Here is a 20,019-nt window from a genome sequence, read left to right on the forward strand (position 1 = left end):
GATCAGGTCAGTCCCTACTTGGTGGTTGAGCGACGGACGGCGTAGGTGCCGCCTGCTGCTGCTACCAGAACCAGGCCGCCACCGAGGGCAATCATGCCCAGGTTGGAGCCGGTCTGCTGCTCGACACCGGTGTCAGCGCCACCCTGAGGCATGTCACCCATCTGCTGTGCGACAAGGGTGCCACAGAGAGCGGGTGAGGTTGCTGCCAACGGAAGGGTGTCGGTCAGGTCGCTGTTCTTCTCCTGAGCTTCGGGGGAGAGGGTCGCGGGGTCCAGACCGTGAACTACGACAACCGCGGTACCGGCCTTGAGAGCATCCTGGGTCTCCTGGCTGATGTCGAAGCTGCGCTGGATGGTGTAGCTGCCACCCTGGCCGCCCAGCTCAACATTCAGGCCTTCCTCCGGGCTGGTTCCACCGCTGGTCGTCAGCGTGGTGAGGATGCCACCGTAGGCGGGAGCACCCTCGGTGGTGCTGATGACGCCGTCGCCGTCAGCATCAGCGGCAGGCGTCGGGCAAACACCCTCAGCGCCACCATGGATGTGCTGGACGTGCGGGTACGGAGCGTCCATGAAGGTCTCGGCCAGGCCGGAAACCTGCAGGTCGACTGTCGCCTGGTTGCCCTCAAGGGTGACCGAGACCGACCCGGCGCCGGAGCTGCCGTTGATCTGGCCGAGGTTGGTCGAGTAGGTGCCGTCGGCACCATCAGCCATGGCGGGAGCGCCGCCCATTGCGAGCAAACCCATAGCGAGAGTGGGGACTGCGAAAAGAGCTTTCTTGTTCATGATTCCTCCATGGAGCGAATGGGACGCGGGCCGGAGAGGCACGCATAACCCTAGTTCGCCGTGGGGTACGTCACGGATGGGTGTGAGATTGATTTATTTTTTTCCGGGCTTCGATTGGTGTCCCATTCAGCTTTTCGCCGGTGGTGGAAGCAGTCCGGCCGGCTCTGGCGGTTTGCGACAATAGAGGAATGCAACCACTGGGAACTTCTGGAAAAACCGCGGGCAAGGGCCTGAGCCTGCGGATGGGCGGCGTCGGGATGGCCATCATGCTGGTCGTATTCCTTGTAGCCGTGGTGTTCGCGGCCAATGAGAACGACGTCGTCGGCTGGCTCGTAGTGATTATCTCCCTTGGCTGGCTGCTGGTTTTCAGCTTCGTGGTCTTCACGGTGCGCTCTGCGGCACGGAAGGCCAGCGCCCGGATCGAGGAGTTCAACCGGTCCGCGGGGGGCGGCATGGCCGGCCGGGGGCCGGCCGGTACCAGTTCCGCCATGCGGGATGAGAAGCTCGACCACAGCTTCAAGATCGTCCAGGTGCAGGCGCGTGTCATCCGCGATCACCTCGGCAAGGACCAGGACATGGTGGACCGTGCACTGGAAACCATCGAAATCACCTCCCACAACGCCAGAAGCATGATGAAAAACAATGACGACGGCCCGGTCGAAGGCACGGTCGTCGATTAGGGCTCCGGTAAGGTTGATCGGGTGAGTTCGGCACCAACCCTGATAAGCAGCAAGCACCCCGAAGCACTCCGCATCGCCACCGTGAACGTCAACGGTATCCGCGCCGCTTACCGGCGCGGTATGCAGGAGTGGCTGGTGGGCAGGGACGTCGACATCCTGTGCCTGCAGGAGGTGCGTGCGCCGGACGAGGTGGTACGCGACCTCCTCGGTGATTCATGGCACATCCTGCACGCTGAGGCGTCGGCGAAGGGTCGTGCCGGCGTCGCCGTCGCCTCCCGCATAGCGCCCACCGAAACCCGTGAGCACATCGGAGACGAGTACTTCGCGTCATCAGGACGCTGGGTGGAAGCCGATTTCGATCTCAACGGGACCACGCTGAGCGTCGTCAGCGCGTACGTGCACTCGGGCGAGGCCGGCTCGCCGCAGCAGGATGACAAGTACCGGTTCCTTGAACTGATGACGGCACGCCTCACCGAACTTCGCAGCACCCGGGACCATGCACTGGTGGTCGGGGACCTGAATGTCGGCCACACCACCCTGGACATCCGGAACTGGAAGGGCAACCTCAAGAAGGCCGGTTTCCTGCCCGAGGAACGGGCCTACTTCGACCACTTCTTCAGCGACGCCGTGGGGTGGGTTGACGTGCACCGCGATCTCGCCGGAGAAGTCGATGGCCCGTATACCTGGTGGTCCTGGCGAGGCAAGGCATTCGACAATGACGCCGGCTGGCGCATCGACTACCACCTTGCCACCCCGGAACTGGCAGCAGCCGCCACCTCCGCCGTCGTCGACCGCGCGCATTCATGGGAAGCGCGTTTCTCTGATCACGCACCGCTCGTCGTCGACTACAAGCTCTTCCAACCCCAGGATTGATATGACCACCTCCACCACAATTCGCCAGCGAGTCCTGTCCGGTATGCAACCCTCGGGCAGTTCCCTTCATCTGGGGAACTATCTGGGCGCCCTTGTGCAGTGGGTGAAGATGCAGGACACCTATGACGCGATCTACTTCATTCCGGACCTGCACGCCATCACGGTTCCGCAGAATCCAGCGGAACTCGCGGAGCGTACGCGGCTCACTGCCGCCCAATACATTGCGGGCGGCGTGGACGTGGATAAGTGCGCTCTCTTCGTGCAGTCCCACGTTCCCGAACATGCCCAGCTGGCCTGGGTCCTGAACTGCATCACCGGTTTCGGTGAGGCTTCCCGCATGACCCAGTTCAAGGACAAGTCGCTCAAGCAGGGCGCCGATTCCACTTCCGTCGGGCTATACACCTATCCGATCCTGCAGGCTGCGGACATCCTGCTGTACCAGCCGGAAGGCGTTCCCGTCGGGGAGGACCAGCGCCAGCACATCGAGCTGAGCCGGGATCTCGCACAGCGGTTCAACACCCGTTTCGGCGAGACGTTCGTTGTGCCCAAGCCCTTCATCCAGAAGGAATCGGCGAAGATCTATGATCTGCAGAACCCCACCGCCAAAATGTCCAAGTCTGCGAGTTCTGCCGCCGGCCTGATCAACATCATGGATGCACCGAAGGTCACCGCCAAGCGCATCAAGTCCGCTGTGACGGATGACGGCACCGAGATCCGCTTCGATCGCGAGGAGAAGCCTGGCGTATCCAACCTCCTCTCCATCTATTCGCTCATGACGGGCAAGGACATGGCTGACGTCGTCGGGCACTTTGAGGGCCGCATGTACGGGCATCTCAAGGTTGAGCTGGCGGAAATCGTGGTTGACCGTTTGGAGCCGGTTCGGGCACGGACACTGGAGCTGCTCGATGACCCTGCGGAGCTCGACCGCTTGCTCGCCGTCGGCGCCGACAAGGCGCAGGAGATCGCGTCGGTTACGCTGGCTGATGTGTTTTCAAAAGTAGGGTTTCTCCCGGCGCGGGGCCGCGGACCGGCGGGTGCCCTCTAGAATCATGAGCCGGCCCATCAGCGACACCGAGCAGCGTCAACCGACCTACGTAGTGGGTCGGCGTGCTGTCGAGGGCAAGCTCGTGGGAGTGGTCATCGCAATCCCGGAGCCTATCGCCGGAGAACTCGAGAGCTGGCGTGCCTCCTTCGGAGATCCGATGGCTGCCCTCGTTCCGCCCCACATCACGCTGATCACCACTACCCCTTCAACCGACTGGCAGTCCACTATTCGCCATGTACGCGAGGTTGCCTCTGCCCAGTGCCCGTTCACGGTGACCCTGAAAAGCACGGGCACGTTCCGGCCGCTCACTCCGGTGGTCTTCGTGAACGTCACCGAAGGGTTTGATTCCTGCGTGGACCTGCACCGCCGGTTGCAGGCAGGACCACTCGCCCGTGAACTCGAGTTCCCTTTCCATCCGCACGTCACCGTTGCCCACGACGTCAGCGAAGCCAACATGGATTCGGCCGAGCAGCAACTCGATGACTTCGAGGCCACCTTCTCCGTACGTACCATGGGACTGTACGAGCACGACGTCACCGGCGTGTGGAAACTACGGGAAGAGCTCACATTTGGCCAGAACGCTGCCGCCGGCGAAGACGCAGGGGCCTGATACACCGTTTCCCACGGAACGGGTAAAGCTCAAACTGCAGGTGCTGCGGGCCCGCCGCAATCTTGGCCGCACCAGGCGCGAAAAGGGCGGGGGAGTTCCCGTTCTCCTGGCTACTGTCCAGTACCTGATCGCCAAGCTGAACGCCTTCCGTCCCGTGCGGGCGATCCAGCTCTACACGAGGCGCCACGGGCCGCTGATGGCCGCCGGCATCGCGTACTACATGTTCTTCGCCGTTGCTGCGTTGCTGGTCGTCGGGTTCTCGATCGTCGGGCTGATCATCGCCGGGAACACGGATCTGCAGCAGATGATTGTCCGTTCGGTGGACTCAACCACCCCCGGTCTCATCGACACAGATGGGGAAAGCGGTGGAAACGGTTTAGTCACACCAGAGGAATTGTTCGATCTGGAAGCCAGCCTCAGTGTCACGCTGCTCATTTCCACGGCGATCATGCTGTTCACTTCATTGCGATGGATCGGCGGGGTGCGTGAAGGGATGCGCGGTATTTTCAACGTGGCACCCGTCGAGACGAATCCGATCCTGATGAAGCTCAAGGACCTGGTGATACTGCTGGTTCTCGCTGTGACTCTCATCGTGACCACCGTGGTGGGGGTCGTGGCCAACACGATCCTTGACCTGGTTCTCCCGTGGCTGGGCCTGGATAGCGCCGCCAGACCGCTGACGCAGATCGCCGGCAGCGTGGTAACCCTCCTCCTTGACACGCTTGTGGCGGTGATCCTGTTCCGGGCGGCGTCTGCAGTGCAGATGCCGCGGATGGTTCTGGTGCAATCTGCACTGATCGCAGGAGTGGGCAGCACGGTCCTTCGCACCTTCAGCACCGTCCTGCTGGGGGGCGTGGACCGCAACCCGCTGCTCGCGCCCTTCGCCGTTATCCTCGGTTTGTTCGTCTGGTTCTTTCTGCTGAGCCAGATCTACCTGCTGGCGACGGCGTGGGGCGCGATCGGCGCAGCCGACGCCGAAACCGCCCGTTCCAAAGCGCGTGGAGGCCGTGCACGGTCGCTGCGCCAGCGCAGCAGGGCAGCCCAGTAACTCCCCTTGACCTTCCTGCGAAGGGGGAGGGGAGAACGACGACGGCGCGCGGCCACCTTCCGGTAGCCGCGCGCCGTTTTTCGTGCGGTAGTGCTGAAACTCAGGATATTAGAGCTTGCGCGACAGGATGGCCTGCTTGACCTCGGCGATTGCCTGGGTGACCTGGATGCCACGGGGGCAGGCTTCCGAGCAGTTGAAAGTGGTACGGCAGCGCCATACGCCTTCCTTGTCGTTGAGGATCTCGAGGCGCATGTCACCGGCGTCGTCACGTGAGTCGAAGATGAAACGGTGCGCGTTGACGATCGCGGCCGGGCCAAAGTACTGTCCGTCGGTCCAGAAGACCGGGCAGGACGAGGTACATGCCGCGCACAGGATGCACTTGGTGGTGTCGTCGAAACGCTCGCGCTCCTCGGCTGATTGCACCCGCTCCCGGGTGGGCTCGTGGCCGCGGTTGACGAGGAACGGCATGATCTCCCGGTACGACTGGAAGAACGGCTCCATGTCGACGATGAGGTCCTTCTCCACCGGCAGGCCCTTGATGGGTTCCACCAGGATGGGCTTGGACGTGTCAAGATCCTTCAGGAGGGTCTTGCAGGCCAGGCGGTTGCGGCCATTGATGCGCATCGCGTCGGAGCCGCACACACCGTGAGCGCACGAGCGGCGGAATGACACGGTGCCGTCATGCTCCCATTTCACTTTGTGCAGGGCATCGAGCACGCGGTCCGTGCCGTACATGGTGAGTTTCCACTCATCCCAGTGAGCCTCGTCAGAGACCTCAGGGTTGTAGCGTCGTACCTTCAGGGTGATGTCGAAGGTGGGAATCTCACCACCGCCGCCTACGCCGGGCGCGAGGTCGATCTTGGAGGCCGGTTCTTTTTCGACAGTTGGGGTGCTCATCAGTACTTACGCTCCATGGGCTGGTAACGGGTGAAGACTACCGGTTTGGTCTCAAGGCGCACGCCGCTGGTTTCAGTAGCGGAGGGATCCTTGTAGGCCATGGAATGGGTCATGAAATTCTTGTCGTCACGCTCGGGGTAGTCCTCGCGGAAGTGGCCACCGCGGGATTCCTTGCGGTGCAGGGCAGCTGCCGTCATGACCTTGGCCATGTCCAGCAGGAAGCCGAGCTCAACGGCTTCAAGCAGGTCAAGGTTGAAACGCTTGCCCTTGTCCTGGACGGTAACGCGGGTGTAGCGCTCCTCGAGCTTGTCAATGACTTCGAGGGCTTCCTTCAGGGTCTGCTCAGTGCGGAACACCTGGACGTTGGCGTCCATGACGTCCTGCAGCTCCTGGCGGATCTGGGACACACGCTCGCCGCCTTCGGAGCTGCGCATCGTGTCCAGAAGACGCTGCGTCTCCACAAGCGGGTTTTCCGGAATCTCGACAAAATCCGCCGTGACGGCGTACTCGGCTGCTGCGATGCCGGCGCGCTTGCCGAAAACGTTGATGTCCAGCAGCGAGTTGGTGCCGAGGCGGTTGGAGCCGTGGACGGAGACACAGGCAACTTCACCTGCGGCGTAGAGGCCCGGGACAACGGTGTCATTGTCCTGCAGCACCTCAGCCTTGATGTTGGTGGGGATGCCGCCCATCGCGTAGTGCGCCGTCGGGAAAACGGGCACCGGCTCGGTATAGGGCTCCACACCGAGGTAAGTGCGGGCGAATTCGGTGATGTCCGGCAGCTTCGCGTCGATGTGCGCCGGCTCCAGGTGGGTCAGGTCCAGAAGGACGTAGTCCTTGTTGGGCCCGGCGCCGCGTCCCTCACGTACTTCGTTGGCCATCGAGCGCGCAACGATGTCACGCGGGGCGAGGTCTTTGATGGTGGGGGCGTACCGCTCCATGAAACGCTCACCCTCGGAGTTACGCAGGATCGCGCCCTCACCGCGGGCGGCCTCGGAGAGCAGGATACCCAGGCCGGCGAGGCCGGTCGGGTGGAACTGGAAGAATTCCATGTCCTCGAGGGGGATACCGCGACGGAAGGCAATGCCCATGCCGTCGCCGGTCAGTGTGTGCGCGTTGGAGGTTGTCTTGTACACCTTGCCGACGCCGCCGGATGCGAACACAACCGACTTGGCCTGGAAGACGTGCAGTTCCCCGGAGGCGAGGTCGTAGGCGACGACGCCCGCAACCCGCTTCTGGATGCGGGTGACGCCGTCGACGGTCACTTCTTCGTCGAACGACATCATGTCGAGCACGTAGTACTCGTTGAAGAACTCGACGTTGTGCTTCACGCAGTTTTGGTACAGGGTCTGGAGGATCATGTGCCCGGTGCGGTCAGCGGCGTAGCAGGCCCGGCGGACGGGGGCCTTGCCGTGGTCGCGGGTGTGACCGCCGAACCGGCGCTGGTCGATGCGGCCCTCGGGCGTGCGGTTGAACGGCAGACCCATCTTTTCGAGGTCCAGCACAGCGTCGATCGCTTCTTTCGCCATGACCTCGGCGGCGTCCTGGTCAACCAGGTAGTCGCCGCCCTTCACGGTGTCGAAGGTGTGCCATTCCCAGTTGTCTTCCTCGACGTTGGCGAGGGCAGCACACATGCCGCCCTGCGCCGCACCCGTGTGCGAGCGGGTTGGGTAGAGCTTGGTCAGTACAGCCGTCCTCGCGCGCTGGCCGGATTCAATCGCGGCGCGCATGCCGGCGCCACCTGCGCCCACAATAACGACGTCGTACTTATGGACCTGCATACTGTGCTCTTTCTGTTGAATCTAAAGATGTACCTAGCCGAATCTGTTGCTCGCGCGACTAGCCGCCTTGAGACCTAGGGTGCGGGGCAGTAGTCCGCGACGTGCGGAACGCCGTCGATTACGGGGCAGGGATCGAAGGTGAAGATCACCAGCGTGCCGAGCACAATGATGACGGTCGCCGCAAGGTAGAGGATGTTCTTGAGCCAGAACCGGGTGAAGTCCTTCTCGGCGTAGTCATTGATGATCACGCGGACGCCGTTGGTCCCGTGCAGCATGGCCAGCCAGAGCATCACGAGGTCCCATGCCTGCCACAGCGGGCTCGCCCATTTGCCGGCGACGAAGCCGAAGTCAACTCCTTCAATGCCTTCACCGGCGATCATGCTGGTCCAGAGATGCACGAAGATCAGTACAACCAGGACCACGCCGGAGAGCCGCATGAACAGCCACGCGAACATCTCGAAGTTGCCCTTGGAGCCGCCGCTGCGCAGGTACTGCGGTGAGATGCGGCCGGAGCGGGGAGATTCAACAGTGGGAGTAGCCATGGCTTAGTGACCTCCGAAAACAACAGAGAGATGGCGGATGGAGAAAGCGATCATGGTGACTGCCCAGAGTCCAATGACGGCCCACAGCATCTGCCGCTGGTACTTGGGACCCTTCTTCCAGAAGTCAACGAGGACAACGCGGAGGCCGTTGAAGGCATGGAAGACGATTGCGGCTACCAGTCCCAGCTCTCCGAGACCCATGATGGGATTCTTGTAGGACTCGATGACGATGTTGTACGCCTCCGGGGATACCCGAACCAGCGAGGTGTCGAGTACATGCACCAGTAGGAAAAAGAAGATCACGACGCCGGTAATACGATGCGCTACCCAGGACCACTGGCCTTCACGGCCACGGTAGAGGGTGCCTGCTGGTGTCTTCGACACTGAAAAACCTCCCTGTGTCGCGGAGGCGTTAGCGCGTCTTCAACGCTGGAATGTCGCCCCGCGAGAGCACTCTTTCAACAAGCCTAATCTAGGTGCGGCTGTTGGGGGGTTCAATTTAGGGCGCCCTTCACTGTGACCTTGTTAACATGAGGCCATCCGGATGGCCTCATGTTAGTCCGGATGGCCCGGTTTCCGAACCCCTCTGTCCGAAACCTGTGGCTTTGGCAGGCCACGTAACACCGCCGCATTAATCTCTGCTGTTAATGTGGGAGCGATGAGTACTCAAGAGCAAAGCCCCCTGGACCGCTTTCACGGCGTGATCCCGGCCGGTGGAACAGGCACCCGACTATGGCCGCTGTCCCGTGCAGCAGCCCCGAAGTTCCTGCATGATTTGACCGGCTCCGGCAGCACCTTGATCCGTGCAACATACGAGCGGCTCCATCCGCTGAGCGGCAAGCGGATCATGGTGGTCACCGGCAAGGCGCACCGCCGGGCTGTGCTGGCGCAGCTTCCGGAGCTGAAGGATTCCGACCTCGTCCTGGAGAGCGAACCTAAGGACTCGGGTGCGGCGATCGGCCTCGCCGCGGCAATCCTTTACCACCGCGATCCGGACATCATCATGGGGTCCTTCGCCGCGGATCAGGTGATTGCACCGGTGGAGGACTTCCAGGCAGCGGTGCGCGAGGCAGTCCATACGGCGGCCGAAGGCTACATCGTGACCATCGGTATCCTGCCCACCCACCCGTCCACCGGCTTCGGCTATATCCGCGCCGGCGAGCCGCTGGATATCGCAGGGGCTCCCAGCGCGAACTCGGTCATCGAGTTCGTGGAGAAGCCGTCGGTAGCGGTCGCCCGCGAATACATCGACAGTGGGAAGTACAGCTGGAATGCCGGCATGTTCGTGGCCCCGGTGGCACTCATGCTCAAGCACCTCGAAGCCAACGAGCCCGTCCTCTACGCGGGACTCATGGAGATCGCTGCCGCCTGGAACACCCGCTCCCGCAATGAGGTGGCCCGTCGGGTGTGGCCCACCCTGCCGAAGATTGCGATCGACTATGCAGTCGCCGAACCGGCGGCCGCAGCCGGTGATGTCGCCATGATTCCCGGAAACTTCAGCTGGGACGACGTCGGGGACTTCGCTGCGATCGGCCGGCTGAACCCAGCCATGGAAAACTCTGAACTCACGGTGATGGGGGAGGGTGCGCGTGTCTTCTCGGAGAATGCCTCGGGCATTGTGGTGTCCGATACCAAGCGGGTAATCGCGCTGATCGGGATTGACGACGTCGTAATTGTGGATACTCCCGACGCGCTTCTGGTCACCACCAAGGAACATGCCCAGGAAGTGAAAAAGGCCGTTGAATCGCTGCGGGCAAGCGGTGACGTCGACGTCCTCTAGGAGCGCGCCCGCGGGCCCGCGAGTCGCTCAATGACGTCCGGTTAGAGCGGCCGCGGACAGGTTCGTTAGGCTTGTGCCGTGCAGAAAACTACCACCGAAGCTCCGGTCGTCCCACATATCGGTGTGTGGGTCGCTCCGCTGCTGGATGAGCTGACGAGATTTCGGCGCGATATTCATGCACATCCGGAACTGTCGCACAAGGAATACCGCACCACCGACCGGCTTGTGGAGCAGCTGGAAGCGGCAGGGCTGAAGCCCAAGCGTCTCCAGAACACGGGTCTGTACGTGGACGTTGGAGACGGCGACATCAGGATCGCCCTCCGGGCGGACATAGACGCGCTCCCCGTTCTCGAGGAGACCGGGCTGCCCTATGCCTCAACCTCCACGGGCATAGCGCATTCATGCGGTCATGACATCCACACCACTGTGATGCTCGGCGTTGCCCTCGTGCTCTCCAATATCGACGCCGAATCTCCCCTTCACGGGCGGGTGCGGATCATTTTCCAGCCCGCTGAGGAAACCATGCCGGGCGGGGCGCTGGACGTGATCGCCCAGGGCGTACTCGATGAGGTTCCGCGCATCCTCGCCCTCCACTGTGATCCGCGCATCGACGTCGGCCTCGTGGGAACCCGCATCGGCGCCATCACCTCCGCCTCCGATACCGTGCGTGTGGAGCTGAGCGGGCGCGGCGGGCACACGTCCCGTCCGCACCTGACCGAAGACCTGGTGTTCGCGCTGGCCCATATTGCGGCCAACGTCCCGGCAGTCCTGTCCCGCCGCATCGACGTGCGCAGCGCCGTCTCCGTGGTCTGGGGACAGATGCACGCGGGGTCGGCTCCGAACGCCATCCCGGCCCACGGCTTCATGTCCGGCACCATGCGCTGCCTCGACGGTGAGGCGTGGGAAGCCGCTGGTGACCTGATGGATGAGACCGTGCGTCAGCTCGCCGCGCCGTTCGGTGTCGACGTCAAGCTCGAGCACACCAGGGGAGTGCCGCCCGTGGTGAACACCGAAGCGGAGACCGGACTGATCGAGGCCGCAGCCCGGGCCGAACTCGGACCGGACGCCGTAGTCCTCACTCCCCAGTCCATGGGCGGTGAAGACTTCGCCTGGATGACGCAGAAGGTGTCCGGGGCGATGATGCGGCTCGGCACGCGCACCCCTGGCGGGGAAACCTATGACCTCCACCGTGGCGACTACCGCCCCGATGAGCAGGCAATCGGATGCGGCGTGCGCGTGATGGCCGCTGCCGCGATGCGCGCCGTTCTCGGCCTGAGACACTAACTGGGAGTGGCCAGGGCCGAAGTTTCACGGTCAGAACCGGCCCACTAGCGGCCGGCCCGCGAGCAGCAGGGAATGCAGGCGCGGCCGCGGCAGTTGCAAATCTCCGTGAGCAGCTCCAATAACCCCCGCGTACCCCTGTCCGTCCTCGATCTCGCCACTGTTGGGTCCGGCCGCACCAGTTCGGATGCGCTCGCCGACAGCGCCAGGCTCGCGCAGGCCGCCGACCGGCTGGGACTGGCCCGTTTCTGGGTTGCCGAGCACCACAACATGCCCGCCGTCGCATCGACCAGTCCTGCCGTGCTGATCGCACATCTGGCCGCCCACACCGCACAGATCCGCCTTGGCTCGGGCGGCGTGATGCTCCCGAACCACGCGCCCTTCGTGGTCGCTGAGCAGTTCGCTCTGCTCGAGGCCCTGCATCCGGGCAGGATTGACCTCGGCATCGGCCGCGCGCCGGGAACCGACCAGATGACCGCCATGGCCCTGCGCCGACAGGTCGACGGGCTCGGCGTGGAAGAGTTCCCGCAGCACGTCCTCGAAGTGCTCGCGCTCCTCGGCGACAACCGGACACCCGACCGTACGGTGCGGCTGGCGGCGACGCCGTCGCCGTCGTCGTTCCCTGATGTGTGGCTGCTGGGCTCAAGCAGCTACTCGGCTCAGCTGGCCGGGATGCTCGGCCTGCGGTACAGCTACGCACACCACTTCGGGAACGAGGACCCGGCGGCCGTCATGCGCCTCTACCGCTCCAACTTCCAGGCCTCGCCTGCGCTCGCCGAGCCCTATGCCATGCTGGCCACCTCCGCCCTCACGGCAGACACGGCGGAGGAAGCCGAGTACCTCGCCGGCCCCGCAAAGGTGATGGCCCTGTCGCTGCGGTCCGGCCGACTCGCGCCGATCGTGTCACCCGAGGAGGCTGCGGGGCGTTTGTTCACGGAGCAGGAGCAGTTGATGCTTGAGCACCTGCCGGCGATCAAGGCCGTCGGGACGCCGGACCAGGTGACCGCACGCCTGGAGGAGCTGGTGGAACTCACCGGGGTGCAGGAACTTATGGTCACAGGAACCACGTACGACGTCGGCTCCCGGATTGATTCGCTGGCTCACCTCGCGGGCGCCTGGGGGCCGTCGCAGGAAGCTTCGACGCCTGACGCCTCCGCCGTCCGGTAGGTCAACCTACCCGTTGGTAACAAAACCTGAACAATGTGGAAACTGGTCGGCGCTTTGGTAGTGTGCCCGGTCACTCCGGCGCTAGAGTAAGCATCGTCATCGAGTCCCGAATTGAGGCGGGACCGGCGCCACGAACATCAATGAAAACAGAGCTTGTATTCCGGGTAAGGGATCGCAAACGGACACTCATTGATCTCTTGATCGTGGGCTTACTTCTTATCGGAGGAACATTGAAGAATTCACGGAGCTTGATAGGGCGCCGCACCGGCATGTCCGTTGCAGCACTGGGAGCAGCAGCCCTTATCCTCGCCGGCTGCGGGGCGCCGCCGGCCGAGACGGACGGTGGCGCATCCGATCCCGCTGCCGAAGGGACCGACTACACCGGCTGCATTGTTTCCGACGAGGGCGGGTTCGACGATCAGTCATTCAATCAGTCCAGCTATGAGGGAATCCAGGCTGCGGAGGAGTCCCTCGGGATTGAAGTCAAGCAGGCCGAGTCCCAGGCCGAGACCGACTTCACACCGAACGTCAATTCCATGGTCTCTGCCGGCTGCGACCTGATTGTCACCGTCGGGTTCCTGCTGTCAGCCACCACGGCCGAAGCTGCGGAAGCCAATCCGGACACCAACTTCGCGATCGTCGATGATAACCAGATTGATCTTCCCAACGTGAAGCCGATCATCTACGACACGGCCCAGGCTGCTTTCATGGCCGGCTACCTGGCCGCCGGCACCTCGGAAACCGGCAGGGTTGCTACCTACGGCGGTATCCAGATTCCCACCGTGACCATCTTCATGGATGGTTTTGCGGACGGCGTCGCCTACTACAACGAGCAGAAGGACGCTGACGTCCAGTTGCTCGGCTGGGACAAGGAAGCACAGACGGGCACCTTCGTCGGTGACTTCTCGAACCAGGCTGCGGGCAAAACCAACACCCAGAACTTCATCAATGAAGGCGCCGACATCATCATGCCGGTTGCCGGTCCCGTTGGGCTCGGCACCATCGAGGCCGTTGCGGAAGCCAACGCAGATGGTGGCAGCAACAAGGTGATCTGGGTTGACTCCGACGGCTTCGAGACAGTCGAAAGCGGAACCGAGTACATCCTCACCTCCGTCATGAAACTCATGGGCGAGGCAGTGGAGCAGGTCATCACCGAAGACGTTGAAGGCAACTTCAGCAACGAGCCGTACGTCGGCACCTTGGAGAACGGCGGTGTTGCGCTTGCGCCGTTCCACGATCAGGAAGAAGCCGTCTCGGACGAGATGGCGGCCGAACTTGAGGAAATCAAGGCAGGCATCATTTCCGGCGATATCACAGTCGAGTCTGAGGCCAGTCCCCAGCAATAGCCCGGCGTAACGCGCCGCCCGCTCCCAGGATGGTTCCACCGTCCTACGGAGCGGGCGGCGTGTTCGCGTTACGGTTGAAGAAATCTGTATCCGCGGGCGGTCCGCGAACCGGCAGGTGAAACTGCCTGGATCCTGGACTCCCGGCTCCCACAAAGGACAGGTTGGTTGGGGTTGTGAAGCTCGAACTGCAGGGAATCACCAAGAGATTTGGCTCTCTTGTTGCCAATGACAATATTGATCTGGTTGTGAATCCAGGTGAGGTGCACTGCCTCCTCGGCGAGAACGGTGCCGGCAAGTCGACACTCATGAACGTCCTCTACGGACTCTATGAACCGACCGACGGGCGCATCCTCGTTGACGGAAAGCCCGTTACCTTTCGCGGGCCCGGTGATGCGATGGCTGCGGGAATCGGCATGGTGCACCAGCACTTCATGCTTATCCCGGTCTTCACCGTCGCTGAGAACGTCGCGCTCGGTGATGAGCACACCAAAGCGGGCGGAATCCTGGACCTCGACAAGACCCGCGCACGTATCCGCGAGATCTCCGACCGCTACGGGTTCGACGTCGACCCCGATGCTCTCGTGGAGAATCTTCCCGTCGGCGTGCAACAGCGTGTGGAGATCATCAAGGCGCTGGTCCGAAAGGCCGAAGTGCTGATCCTGGATGAGCCCACCGCCGTGCTCACCCCGCAGGAAACCGACGAGCTGATCCAGATCATCGAAGAACTGAAGACCGGCGGCACCGCAATCGTCTTCATTTCCCACAAACTGCGCGAAGTGAAGGCAGTGTCCGATGTCATCACGGTGATCCGCCGGGGCGCCGTCGTCGGAACCGTTGATCCCACAGCCAGCACAGGTGATCTGGCCTCCATGATGGTCGGCCGGCAGGTGAGCCTCAACCTCAATAAGGCGCCGGCCACCCCCGGTGAAACGACCTTCAAGGTCCGAAACCTGACGGTGCCCGGACCCAGCGGCCAGAACCTTGTGGACAACGTCAGCTTCGAGATATCCAAAGGGGAGATTCTCGCAGTTGCCGGAGTGCAGGGCAACGGCCAGACCGAGCTCACCGAGGCCATCCTCGGACTGCACCCGCACGCATCCGGATCGATTCAGCTGAACGGTAAGGAACTCCTCGGGATGAAGGTCAAGGACATCATCCGCGAAGGCGTGGGATTCGTGCCCGAAGACCGCAAAGTGGACGGACTGGTCGGCAGCTTCTCGATCGCCGAGAACATGATCCTCAACTGGTACAACGAGCCTCCCTACGCCAAGGGACTCGCCATGAAACCGTCGGTGGTTCTCAAGAATGCGCGTGCAAAGGTCGCGGAGTTCGATGTTCGAACGCAGAGCGCGGAAGCGCCTGTCAGCACGCTCTCCGGCGGCAACCAGCAGAAGGTGGTCCTCGCCCGCGAACTCTCACGGCCGCTGAACCTCTTCATTGCCTCGCAGCCCACCCGTGGTGTGGACGTGGGATCGATCGAATTCCTGCACAAGCGCATCGTCACCGAGCGCGACGGCGGCACACCGGTCATGATTGTGTCCACAGAACTCGATGAAATCAGTGAACTCGCGGACCGCATTGCGGTCCTGCACGGAGGAGAGCTCATGGGTGTGGTCCCCGGAGACACGTCCCGCGACGTGCTCGGTCTCATGATGGCAGGCACGACCGCTGAGGAAGCGTTGCGGCAAGGCCCGGGGCAGAACACAGCCGTCCAGGGTGAACGCGGACGGGCCACCCACAAGGACCGGGTTGCCGGGGAGGAAAGCCGATGAGCGCCGTCGACAGGCCGGAAGCTGAGTCAGCAGCCCCGCCGCCCAGCCCGGGCACGGGCGACACAACGCCGGCGCCCGAAGACCATGAGGACCGTGGCCGCGGCATCCTGAAGAGCATTGCCACCGGATCATCGCTCGTGGCGGTCCTCGCCATCGTGCTTTCAATAATTCTCGGCGGCATCCTGATTGCCCTGACTGACGAGGATGTGGCTGCAGCGTCGTCGTACTTCTTCAGCAGACCGGGGGACACACTCGCAGCGGCATGGGAAGCGGCAAGCGGGGCCTACGTGGCCCTGTTCCAGGGGGCAGTGTTCAACCCGCGCGCCGACTCCCTCGCACTGATGTTCCGGCCGCTGACTGAAACGCTCACCGTGGCCACGCCGCTGATCCTCGCCGGTCTGGGCGTGGCGGTGGCTTTCCGCGCGGGACTGTTCAACATCGGCGCCCAGGGGCAGATCATCCTAGGCGCCATGTTCGCGGGGTGGATCGGCTTCTCCTGGCAGCTGCCGTTCGGCCTGCACCTGCTGTTCGTGGTCATCGCCGGGTTCGTGGGCGGAGCACTGTGGGGTTTCATCCCCGGCATCCTGAAGGCACGCACCGGCGCGCATGAGGTCATTGTGACCATCATGCTCAACTACATCGCCATTTACCTGGTCGGTTACCTCCTCACCACCCCCACGTTCCAGAACCCCGGGTCATCGAACCCCATCAGTCCCCGCCTGTACGAAACGGCGGTATTCCCGCAGATCCTCGGTCCGCAGTTCCGGCTGCACCTCGGCTTCCTTGTGGCGATCGCTGCGACCTACGGGGTGTGGTGGCTGCTCAACCGCTCCACGATCGGTTTCGAGCTGCGCGCAGTGGGGGCGAACCCGTTCGCGGCACGCACCGCGGGTATCAGTGTCACCAAGGGTTACGTCATCGTCATGATGCTTGCAGGCGGCCTCGCCGGACTGGCCGGTGTTGCGCAGGTGGCAGGAACGGAACGCGTACTCACCAGCGGCATCGCCGCGAGCTTCGGGTTCGATGCGATCACCGTTGCGCTGTTGGGCCGTTCCCATCCGTGGGGCGTGTTCTTCGCCGGGGTCCTGTTCGGTGCGTTCCGTGCCGGAGGCGTGCAGATGCAGACCCTGACCGGTACCCCGATTGACATCGTCCTTGTGGTCCAGTCCCTCATCGTCCTCTTCATCGCGGCGCCGCCGCTGGTGAAGGCAATCTTCCGGATTGACCGGAAGAAAACGCCCCGCAAAGAGCGCAGGACGGCCAAAGACCGGAAGGTCACCGCATCGGGAGGTGCAGCATGAGCATCGCGACAACCGTGACCGATACACGGGAAACAGCACCCTCCGGGCGGAACTGGAAGGCACCGATCGGCTTCGGTTTCGGCGCACTCGTTGCGCTGCTTGTATTCGCACTCGGGGGCCCGGCAACCACCGCTATTTTCCGGGTCTCGGACGATTCCGACCGCTTCCGGCTCGCGGACATCGAGCTGCCGGCAAACGTGGTGGGCTGGGCCGTAGCCCTCGCATTGATTGCAATCACGGTCTACGCGTTTCTACAGGTTCGTCGCGGTGAGAAAATCAACCGTTGGGCCGGCATCGCCTATGCGGTGCTCTTCGTTGCAGGGTTCCTGACCTGGGTGGTAGGGATCGCCGATCGGCCGTCCATCTCCCTGGCAGGCCTCGTGGCAGGCTCGGTCACGCTGGCCATCCCGCTGATCTTCGGATCACTCTCGGGTGTGCTGTGTGAGCGGGTCGGCGTCGTGAATATCGCTATCGAGGGCCAGCTCCTCTCCGGCGCGTTCGCAGCCGCCGTCGCCGCATCGGTTTCGGGCAACGTCTACGTCGGACTGTTCGCGGCTGCGTTTGCGGGCATGCTGGTCTCGCTCATCCTTGCGATCTTCAGCATCAAGTATCTCGTGAACCAGATTATTGTCGGCGTGGTTCTGAACGTGCTGGTTTCCGGGCTTACCGGGTTTCTTGCGTCCACGCTGCTCAGCCGTGACTCGGCAACGTTCAACTCTCCACCGCGGCTGCCGGACATCCGCATCCCGCTCCTGGCGGATATCCCCGTGATCGGGCCGATCCTGTTCCAACAGACCATCGTCGGGTACTTCATGTACATCGCCGTGATCGTGATCTGGCTTGGGCTCTTCCGCACCAAGTGGGGGCTGCGGGTGCGGGCCGTCGGTGAGCACCCGCAGGCTGCTGACACGATGGGCATCAAGGTCAACGCCACCCGGTTCTGGAACGTCCTCCTGGGCGGCGCTGTCGCCGGATTCGGCGGTGCGTTCTTCACACTCGTCTCGGTGAGCACGTTCACCCGCGATATGACGGCGGGCCAGGGCTACATTGCCCTTGCTGCGCTCATCTTCGGACGCTGGAACCCGATCGGGGCGTTCTTCGCCGCATTGCTGTTCGGCTTCGCTACAAACCTGCGTTTTGTCCTTTCCATCATCGGTACGGATGTCCCGAGCCAGTTCCTGGCCATGCTGCCGTACATCGTGACGATCCTGGCTGTCGCAGGCCTGGTGGGGCGGTCCCGTCCGCCGGCCGCCGGCGGCATCCCGTACGTCAAGGAGTAGCACCATGGGCGCATCGGATGAATCAAAAACAACAACTCCCACGACGACGACGACGGCCGCCACCGCAGGCAAGGCCGGGGAGATCCCGTGGGCGGGCCTCGCGGAAGCCGCTATCGAAGCCATGCGGAAGGCGTACGTGCCGTACTCCAATTTCCCCGTAGGGGCTGCGGCAATGACGGAGGATGGACGGATAGTATCCGGCTGCAACGTGGAGAACGCGTCCTACGGGCTCACTCTCTGTGCCGAATGCTCGCTGGTGAGCCAGCTCCAGATGACCGGTGGCGGCCGGCTGGTTGCATTCAGTTGCGTGGACGGGAACGGTGACGCGCTGATGCCGTGCGGCCGGTGCAGGCAGCTGCTCTACGAATTCCGCGCTCCGGGGATGCTGCTGATGACGGTGAGCGGGATCAAAACCATGGACGAGGTGCTGCCGGACGCGTTCGGTCCGCAGGATCTCGCAGAGACGGGCAGTGCCCGGACGGGACTAACCACATGAGCGAGCAGTTCGACGCCGTTGACATCATCCGCACCAAGCGGGACAGAGGCACGCTGGGCCCGGAGCAGATCGACTGGACCATCGACGCGTATACCCGCGGCGCGATCGCCGACGAGCAGATGGCCGCCCTCAACATGGCGATCCTCCTCAACGGCATGGACCGTGAGGAAATCTCGAGGTGGACGGCGGCCATGATCGCCAGCGGCGAGCGGATGGACTTTTCGTCCCTGGGGAAGCCGACCAGTGACAAGCATTCCACCGGGGGAGTGGGCGACAAGATCACCCTCCCGCTCGCGCCGCTTGTCGCCGTCTTCGGCGTCGCCGTGCCGCAGCTCTCCGGACGCGGCCTCGGCCACACCGGGGGAACCCTGGACAAGCTCGAATCGATCCCGGGCTGGCGGGCGCAGCTCTCGAATGACGAAATGATGGCGCAGCTGGCCGACGTCGGCGCGGTCATCTGCGCAGCCGGTGCCGGGCTGGCTCCCGCGGACAAGAAGCTCTACGCGCTGCGTGACGTCACCGGAACGGTGGAGGCAATTCCGCTGATCGCCTCGTCGATCATGAGCAAGAAGATCGCGGAAGGCACGGGCGCGCTCGTCCTCGACGTGAAGGTCGGCAGCGGCGCGTTCATGAAGGACGAAGCGCAGGCCCGTGAACTTGCAGAGACCATGGTGGCACTCGGAACGGACGCCGGAGTGAACACGGTAGCGCTGCTGACGAACATGTCCACGCCGCTCGGGTTGACCGCCGGCAACGCCATCGAGGTGGAGGAATCCGTGGAGGTACTCGCCGGCGGAGGCCCGCAGGATGTGGTTGAACTGACCGTCAGGCTCGCGGAAGAGATGCTGGGCGCCGCCGGGGTCAACGATGCGGACCCCGCGCAGGCACTCAAGGACGGTCGGGCCATGGATGTCTGGAACCGCATGATCGAGGCGCAGGGCGGGGATCCGCGCGCAGCGCTTCCCGTGGCCAGGGAATCGGAGACCGTCTACGCGCCGGCCGACGGCGTCCTGGTTGAGCTTGACGCCCTCGCCGTTGGGGTAGCCGCCTGGCGCCTCGGAGCCGGACGGGCCCGCAAGGAGGACGCGGTCCAGGCCGGGGCCGGTGTCCGGCTACACGCCAAGCCCGGAGCGGTGGTGCGTGCCGGTGAACCGCTGATGACCCTGCTCACCGACACCCCCGAGAAGTTCGATCGCGCGCGCGAGGCACTGGAAACCGCCGTCGTCATTGCCCCGGAAGGTTCACGCCCGGCGCAGCAGCTCATTATCGACCGCATCGCCTGACCCGTAGGGGGCATCCCCTACCAACGGAGGGGCATCCCCTAGTACCCGGGGCGGAGAG

19 protein-coding genes are annotated in these 20,019 nt (G+C 63.4%); 14 read left to right on the forward strand and 5 right to left on the reverse strand.

Annotated elements, in window-relative coordinates:
* Positions 1-14: 14 nt before the first annotated feature.
* Positions 15-782 carry a hypothetical protein gene (locus AC4D2M_RS05370; RefSeq protein WP_490890584.1) on the reverse strand — a complete coding sequence of 256 codons (768 nt, stop codon included), beginning with the start codon at positions 780-782 and terminating at the stop codon, positions 15-17.
* Positions 783-970: 188 nt separating this feature from the next.
* Between AC4D2M_RS05370 and AC4D2M_RS05375 the strand changes: the two genes are divergently transcribed.
* Genes AC4D2M_RS05375 through AC4D2M_RS05395 form a run of 5 tightly spaced genes read left to right on the forward strand, consistent with a single transcriptional unit; the run spans position 971 to position 5,038 of the window.
* Entirely contained in the window at positions 971-1,462 is a 492-nt protein-coding gene (locus tag AC4D2M_RS05375) for a hypothetical protein (protein ID WP_490890585.1), read from the forward strand.
* Positions 1,463-1,483: 21 nt separating this feature from the next.
* Positions 1,484-2,335 (forward strand): exodeoxyribonuclease III, encoded by an 852-nt coding sequence (locus AC4D2M_RS05380; RefSeq protein WP_490890586.1) that lies wholly within the window; start codon positions 1,484-1,486, stop codon positions 2,333-2,335.
* A 1-nt stretch (position 2,336) separates the two neighbouring features.
* The gene (trpS, locus tag AC4D2M_RS05385) at positions 2,337-3,380 is read left to right on the forward strand and encodes a tryptophan--tRNA ligase (protein WP_490890587.1); all 1,044 of its coding nucleotides are present in this window, start codon (positions 2,337-2,339) and stop codon (positions 3,378-3,380) included.
* Between the two features lie 4 nt (positions 3,381-3,384).
* Positions 3,385-3,990: a 2'-5' RNA ligase family protein gene (locus AC4D2M_RS05390; protein ID WP_490890588.1), complete on the forward strand. Its 606-nt coding sequence runs from the start codon at positions 3,385-3,387 to the stop codon at positions 3,988-3,990.
* Positions 3,950-5,038: a YihY/virulence factor BrkB family protein gene (locus AC4D2M_RS05395; RefSeq protein ID WP_490890589.1), complete on the forward strand. Its 1,089-nt coding sequence runs from the start codon at positions 3,950-3,952 to the stop codon at positions 5,036-5,038. Before AC4D2M_RS05390 ends, AC4D2M_RS05395 begins: the two co-directional genes overlap by 41 nt.
* Positions 5,039-5,146: 108 nt before the next feature.
* Here the strand turns inward: AC4D2M_RS05395 and AC4D2M_RS05400 are convergent, their stop codons facing one another.
* The 4 genes from AC4D2M_RS05400 to sdhC form a co-directional block, all read right to left on the reverse strand.
* Complete coding sequence (locus AC4D2M_RS05400; RefSeq protein WP_490890590.1) at positions 5,147-5,935, reverse strand: succinate dehydrogenase iron-sulfur subunit; 789 nt, start codon at positions 5,933-5,935, stop codon at positions 5,147-5,149.
* Positions 5,935-7,713 (reverse strand): succinate dehydrogenase flavoprotein subunit, encoded by a 1,779-nt coding sequence (gene sdhA, locus AC4D2M_RS05405; protein ID WP_490890591.1) that lies wholly within the window; start codon positions 7,711-7,713, stop codon positions 5,935-5,937. Before sdhA ends, AC4D2M_RS05400 begins: the two co-directional genes overlap by 1 nt.
* 74 nt (positions 7,714-7,787) lie before the next feature.
* Entirely contained in the window at positions 7,788-8,255 is a 468-nt protein-coding gene (locus AC4D2M_RS05410; RefSeq protein WP_490890592.1) for a succinate dehydrogenase hydrophobic membrane anchor subunit, read from the reverse strand.
* 3 nt (positions 8,256-8,258) lie between these two features.
* Positions 8,259-8,639 (reverse strand): succinate dehydrogenase, cytochrome b556 subunit, encoded by a 381-nt coding sequence (gene sdhC, locus AC4D2M_RS05415; protein ID WP_490890593.1) that lies wholly within the window; start codon positions 8,637-8,639, stop codon positions 8,259-8,261.
* A 274-nt stretch (positions 8,640-8,913) separates the two neighbouring features.
* On the opposite strand from sdhC, the gene AC4D2M_RS05420 reads away from it, so the two are divergent.
* From AC4D2M_RS05420 to AC4D2M_RS05460, 9 genes are all read left to right on the forward strand, one after another.
* On the forward strand, positions 8,914-10,035 hold the full coding sequence (locus AC4D2M_RS05420) for a mannose-1-phosphate guanylyltransferase (RefSeq protein WP_490890594.1): 1,122 nt from the start codon (positions 8,914-8,916) through the stop codon (positions 10,033-10,035).
* A 78-nt stretch (positions 10,036-10,113) separates the two neighbouring features.
* Positions 10,114-11,319 (forward strand): amidohydrolase, encoded by a 1,206-nt coding sequence (locus AC4D2M_RS05425; protein WP_490890595.1) that lies wholly within the window; start codon positions 10,114-10,116, stop codon positions 11,317-11,319.
* A 105-nt stretch (positions 11,320-11,424) separates the two neighbouring features.
* Entirely contained in the window at positions 11,425-12,483 is a 1,059-nt protein-coding gene (locus AC4D2M_RS05430; protein ID WP_490890596.1) for an LLM class flavin-dependent oxidoreductase, read from the forward strand.
* 269 nt (positions 12,484-12,752) lie between these two features.
* Positions 12,753-13,829, forward strand: coding sequence for a BMP family lipoprotein (locus tag AC4D2M_RS05435; RefSeq protein ID WP_490890597.1), 1,077 nt, complete (start codon positions 12,753-12,755; stop codon positions 13,827-13,829).
* A 173-nt stretch (positions 13,830-14,002) separates the two neighbouring features.
* Complete coding sequence (locus AC4D2M_RS05440; protein ID WP_490890598.1) at positions 14,003-15,601, forward strand: ABC transporter ATP-binding protein; 1,599 nt, start codon at positions 14,003-14,005, stop codon at positions 15,599-15,601.
* A complete protein-coding gene (locus AC4D2M_RS05445; RefSeq protein WP_490890599.1) occupies positions 15,598-16,902 on the forward strand; it encodes an ABC transporter permease in 1,305 nt (434 codons plus the stop codon). The genes AC4D2M_RS05440 and AC4D2M_RS05445 overlap by 4 nt, the downstream gene beginning before the upstream one ends.
* A complete protein-coding gene (locus AC4D2M_RS05450) occupies positions 16,899-18,182 on the forward strand; it encodes an ABC transporter permease (RefSeq protein WP_490890600.1) in 1,284 nt (427 codons plus the stop codon). The genes AC4D2M_RS05445 and AC4D2M_RS05450 overlap by 4 nt, the downstream gene beginning before the upstream one ends.
* Positions 18,183-18,186: 4 nt before the next feature.
* Positions 18,187-18,678 carry a cytidine deaminase gene (locus AC4D2M_RS05455; RefSeq protein WP_490890601.1) on the forward strand — a complete coding sequence of 164 codons (492 nt, stop codon included), beginning with the start codon at positions 18,187-18,189 and terminating at the stop codon, positions 18,676-18,678.
* Positions 18,675-19,961, forward strand: a complete 1,287-nt coding sequence (locus AC4D2M_RS05460) for a thymidine phosphorylase (RefSeq protein ID WP_490890602.1) — start codon at positions 18,675-18,677, stop codon at positions 19,959-19,961. Before AC4D2M_RS05455 ends, AC4D2M_RS05460 begins: the two co-directional genes overlap by 4 nt.
* The last annotated feature ends 58 nt before the right edge of the window (positions 19,962-20,019 follow it).

This window comes from Arthrobacter sp. TJ-270 (genome assembly GCF_058269075.1).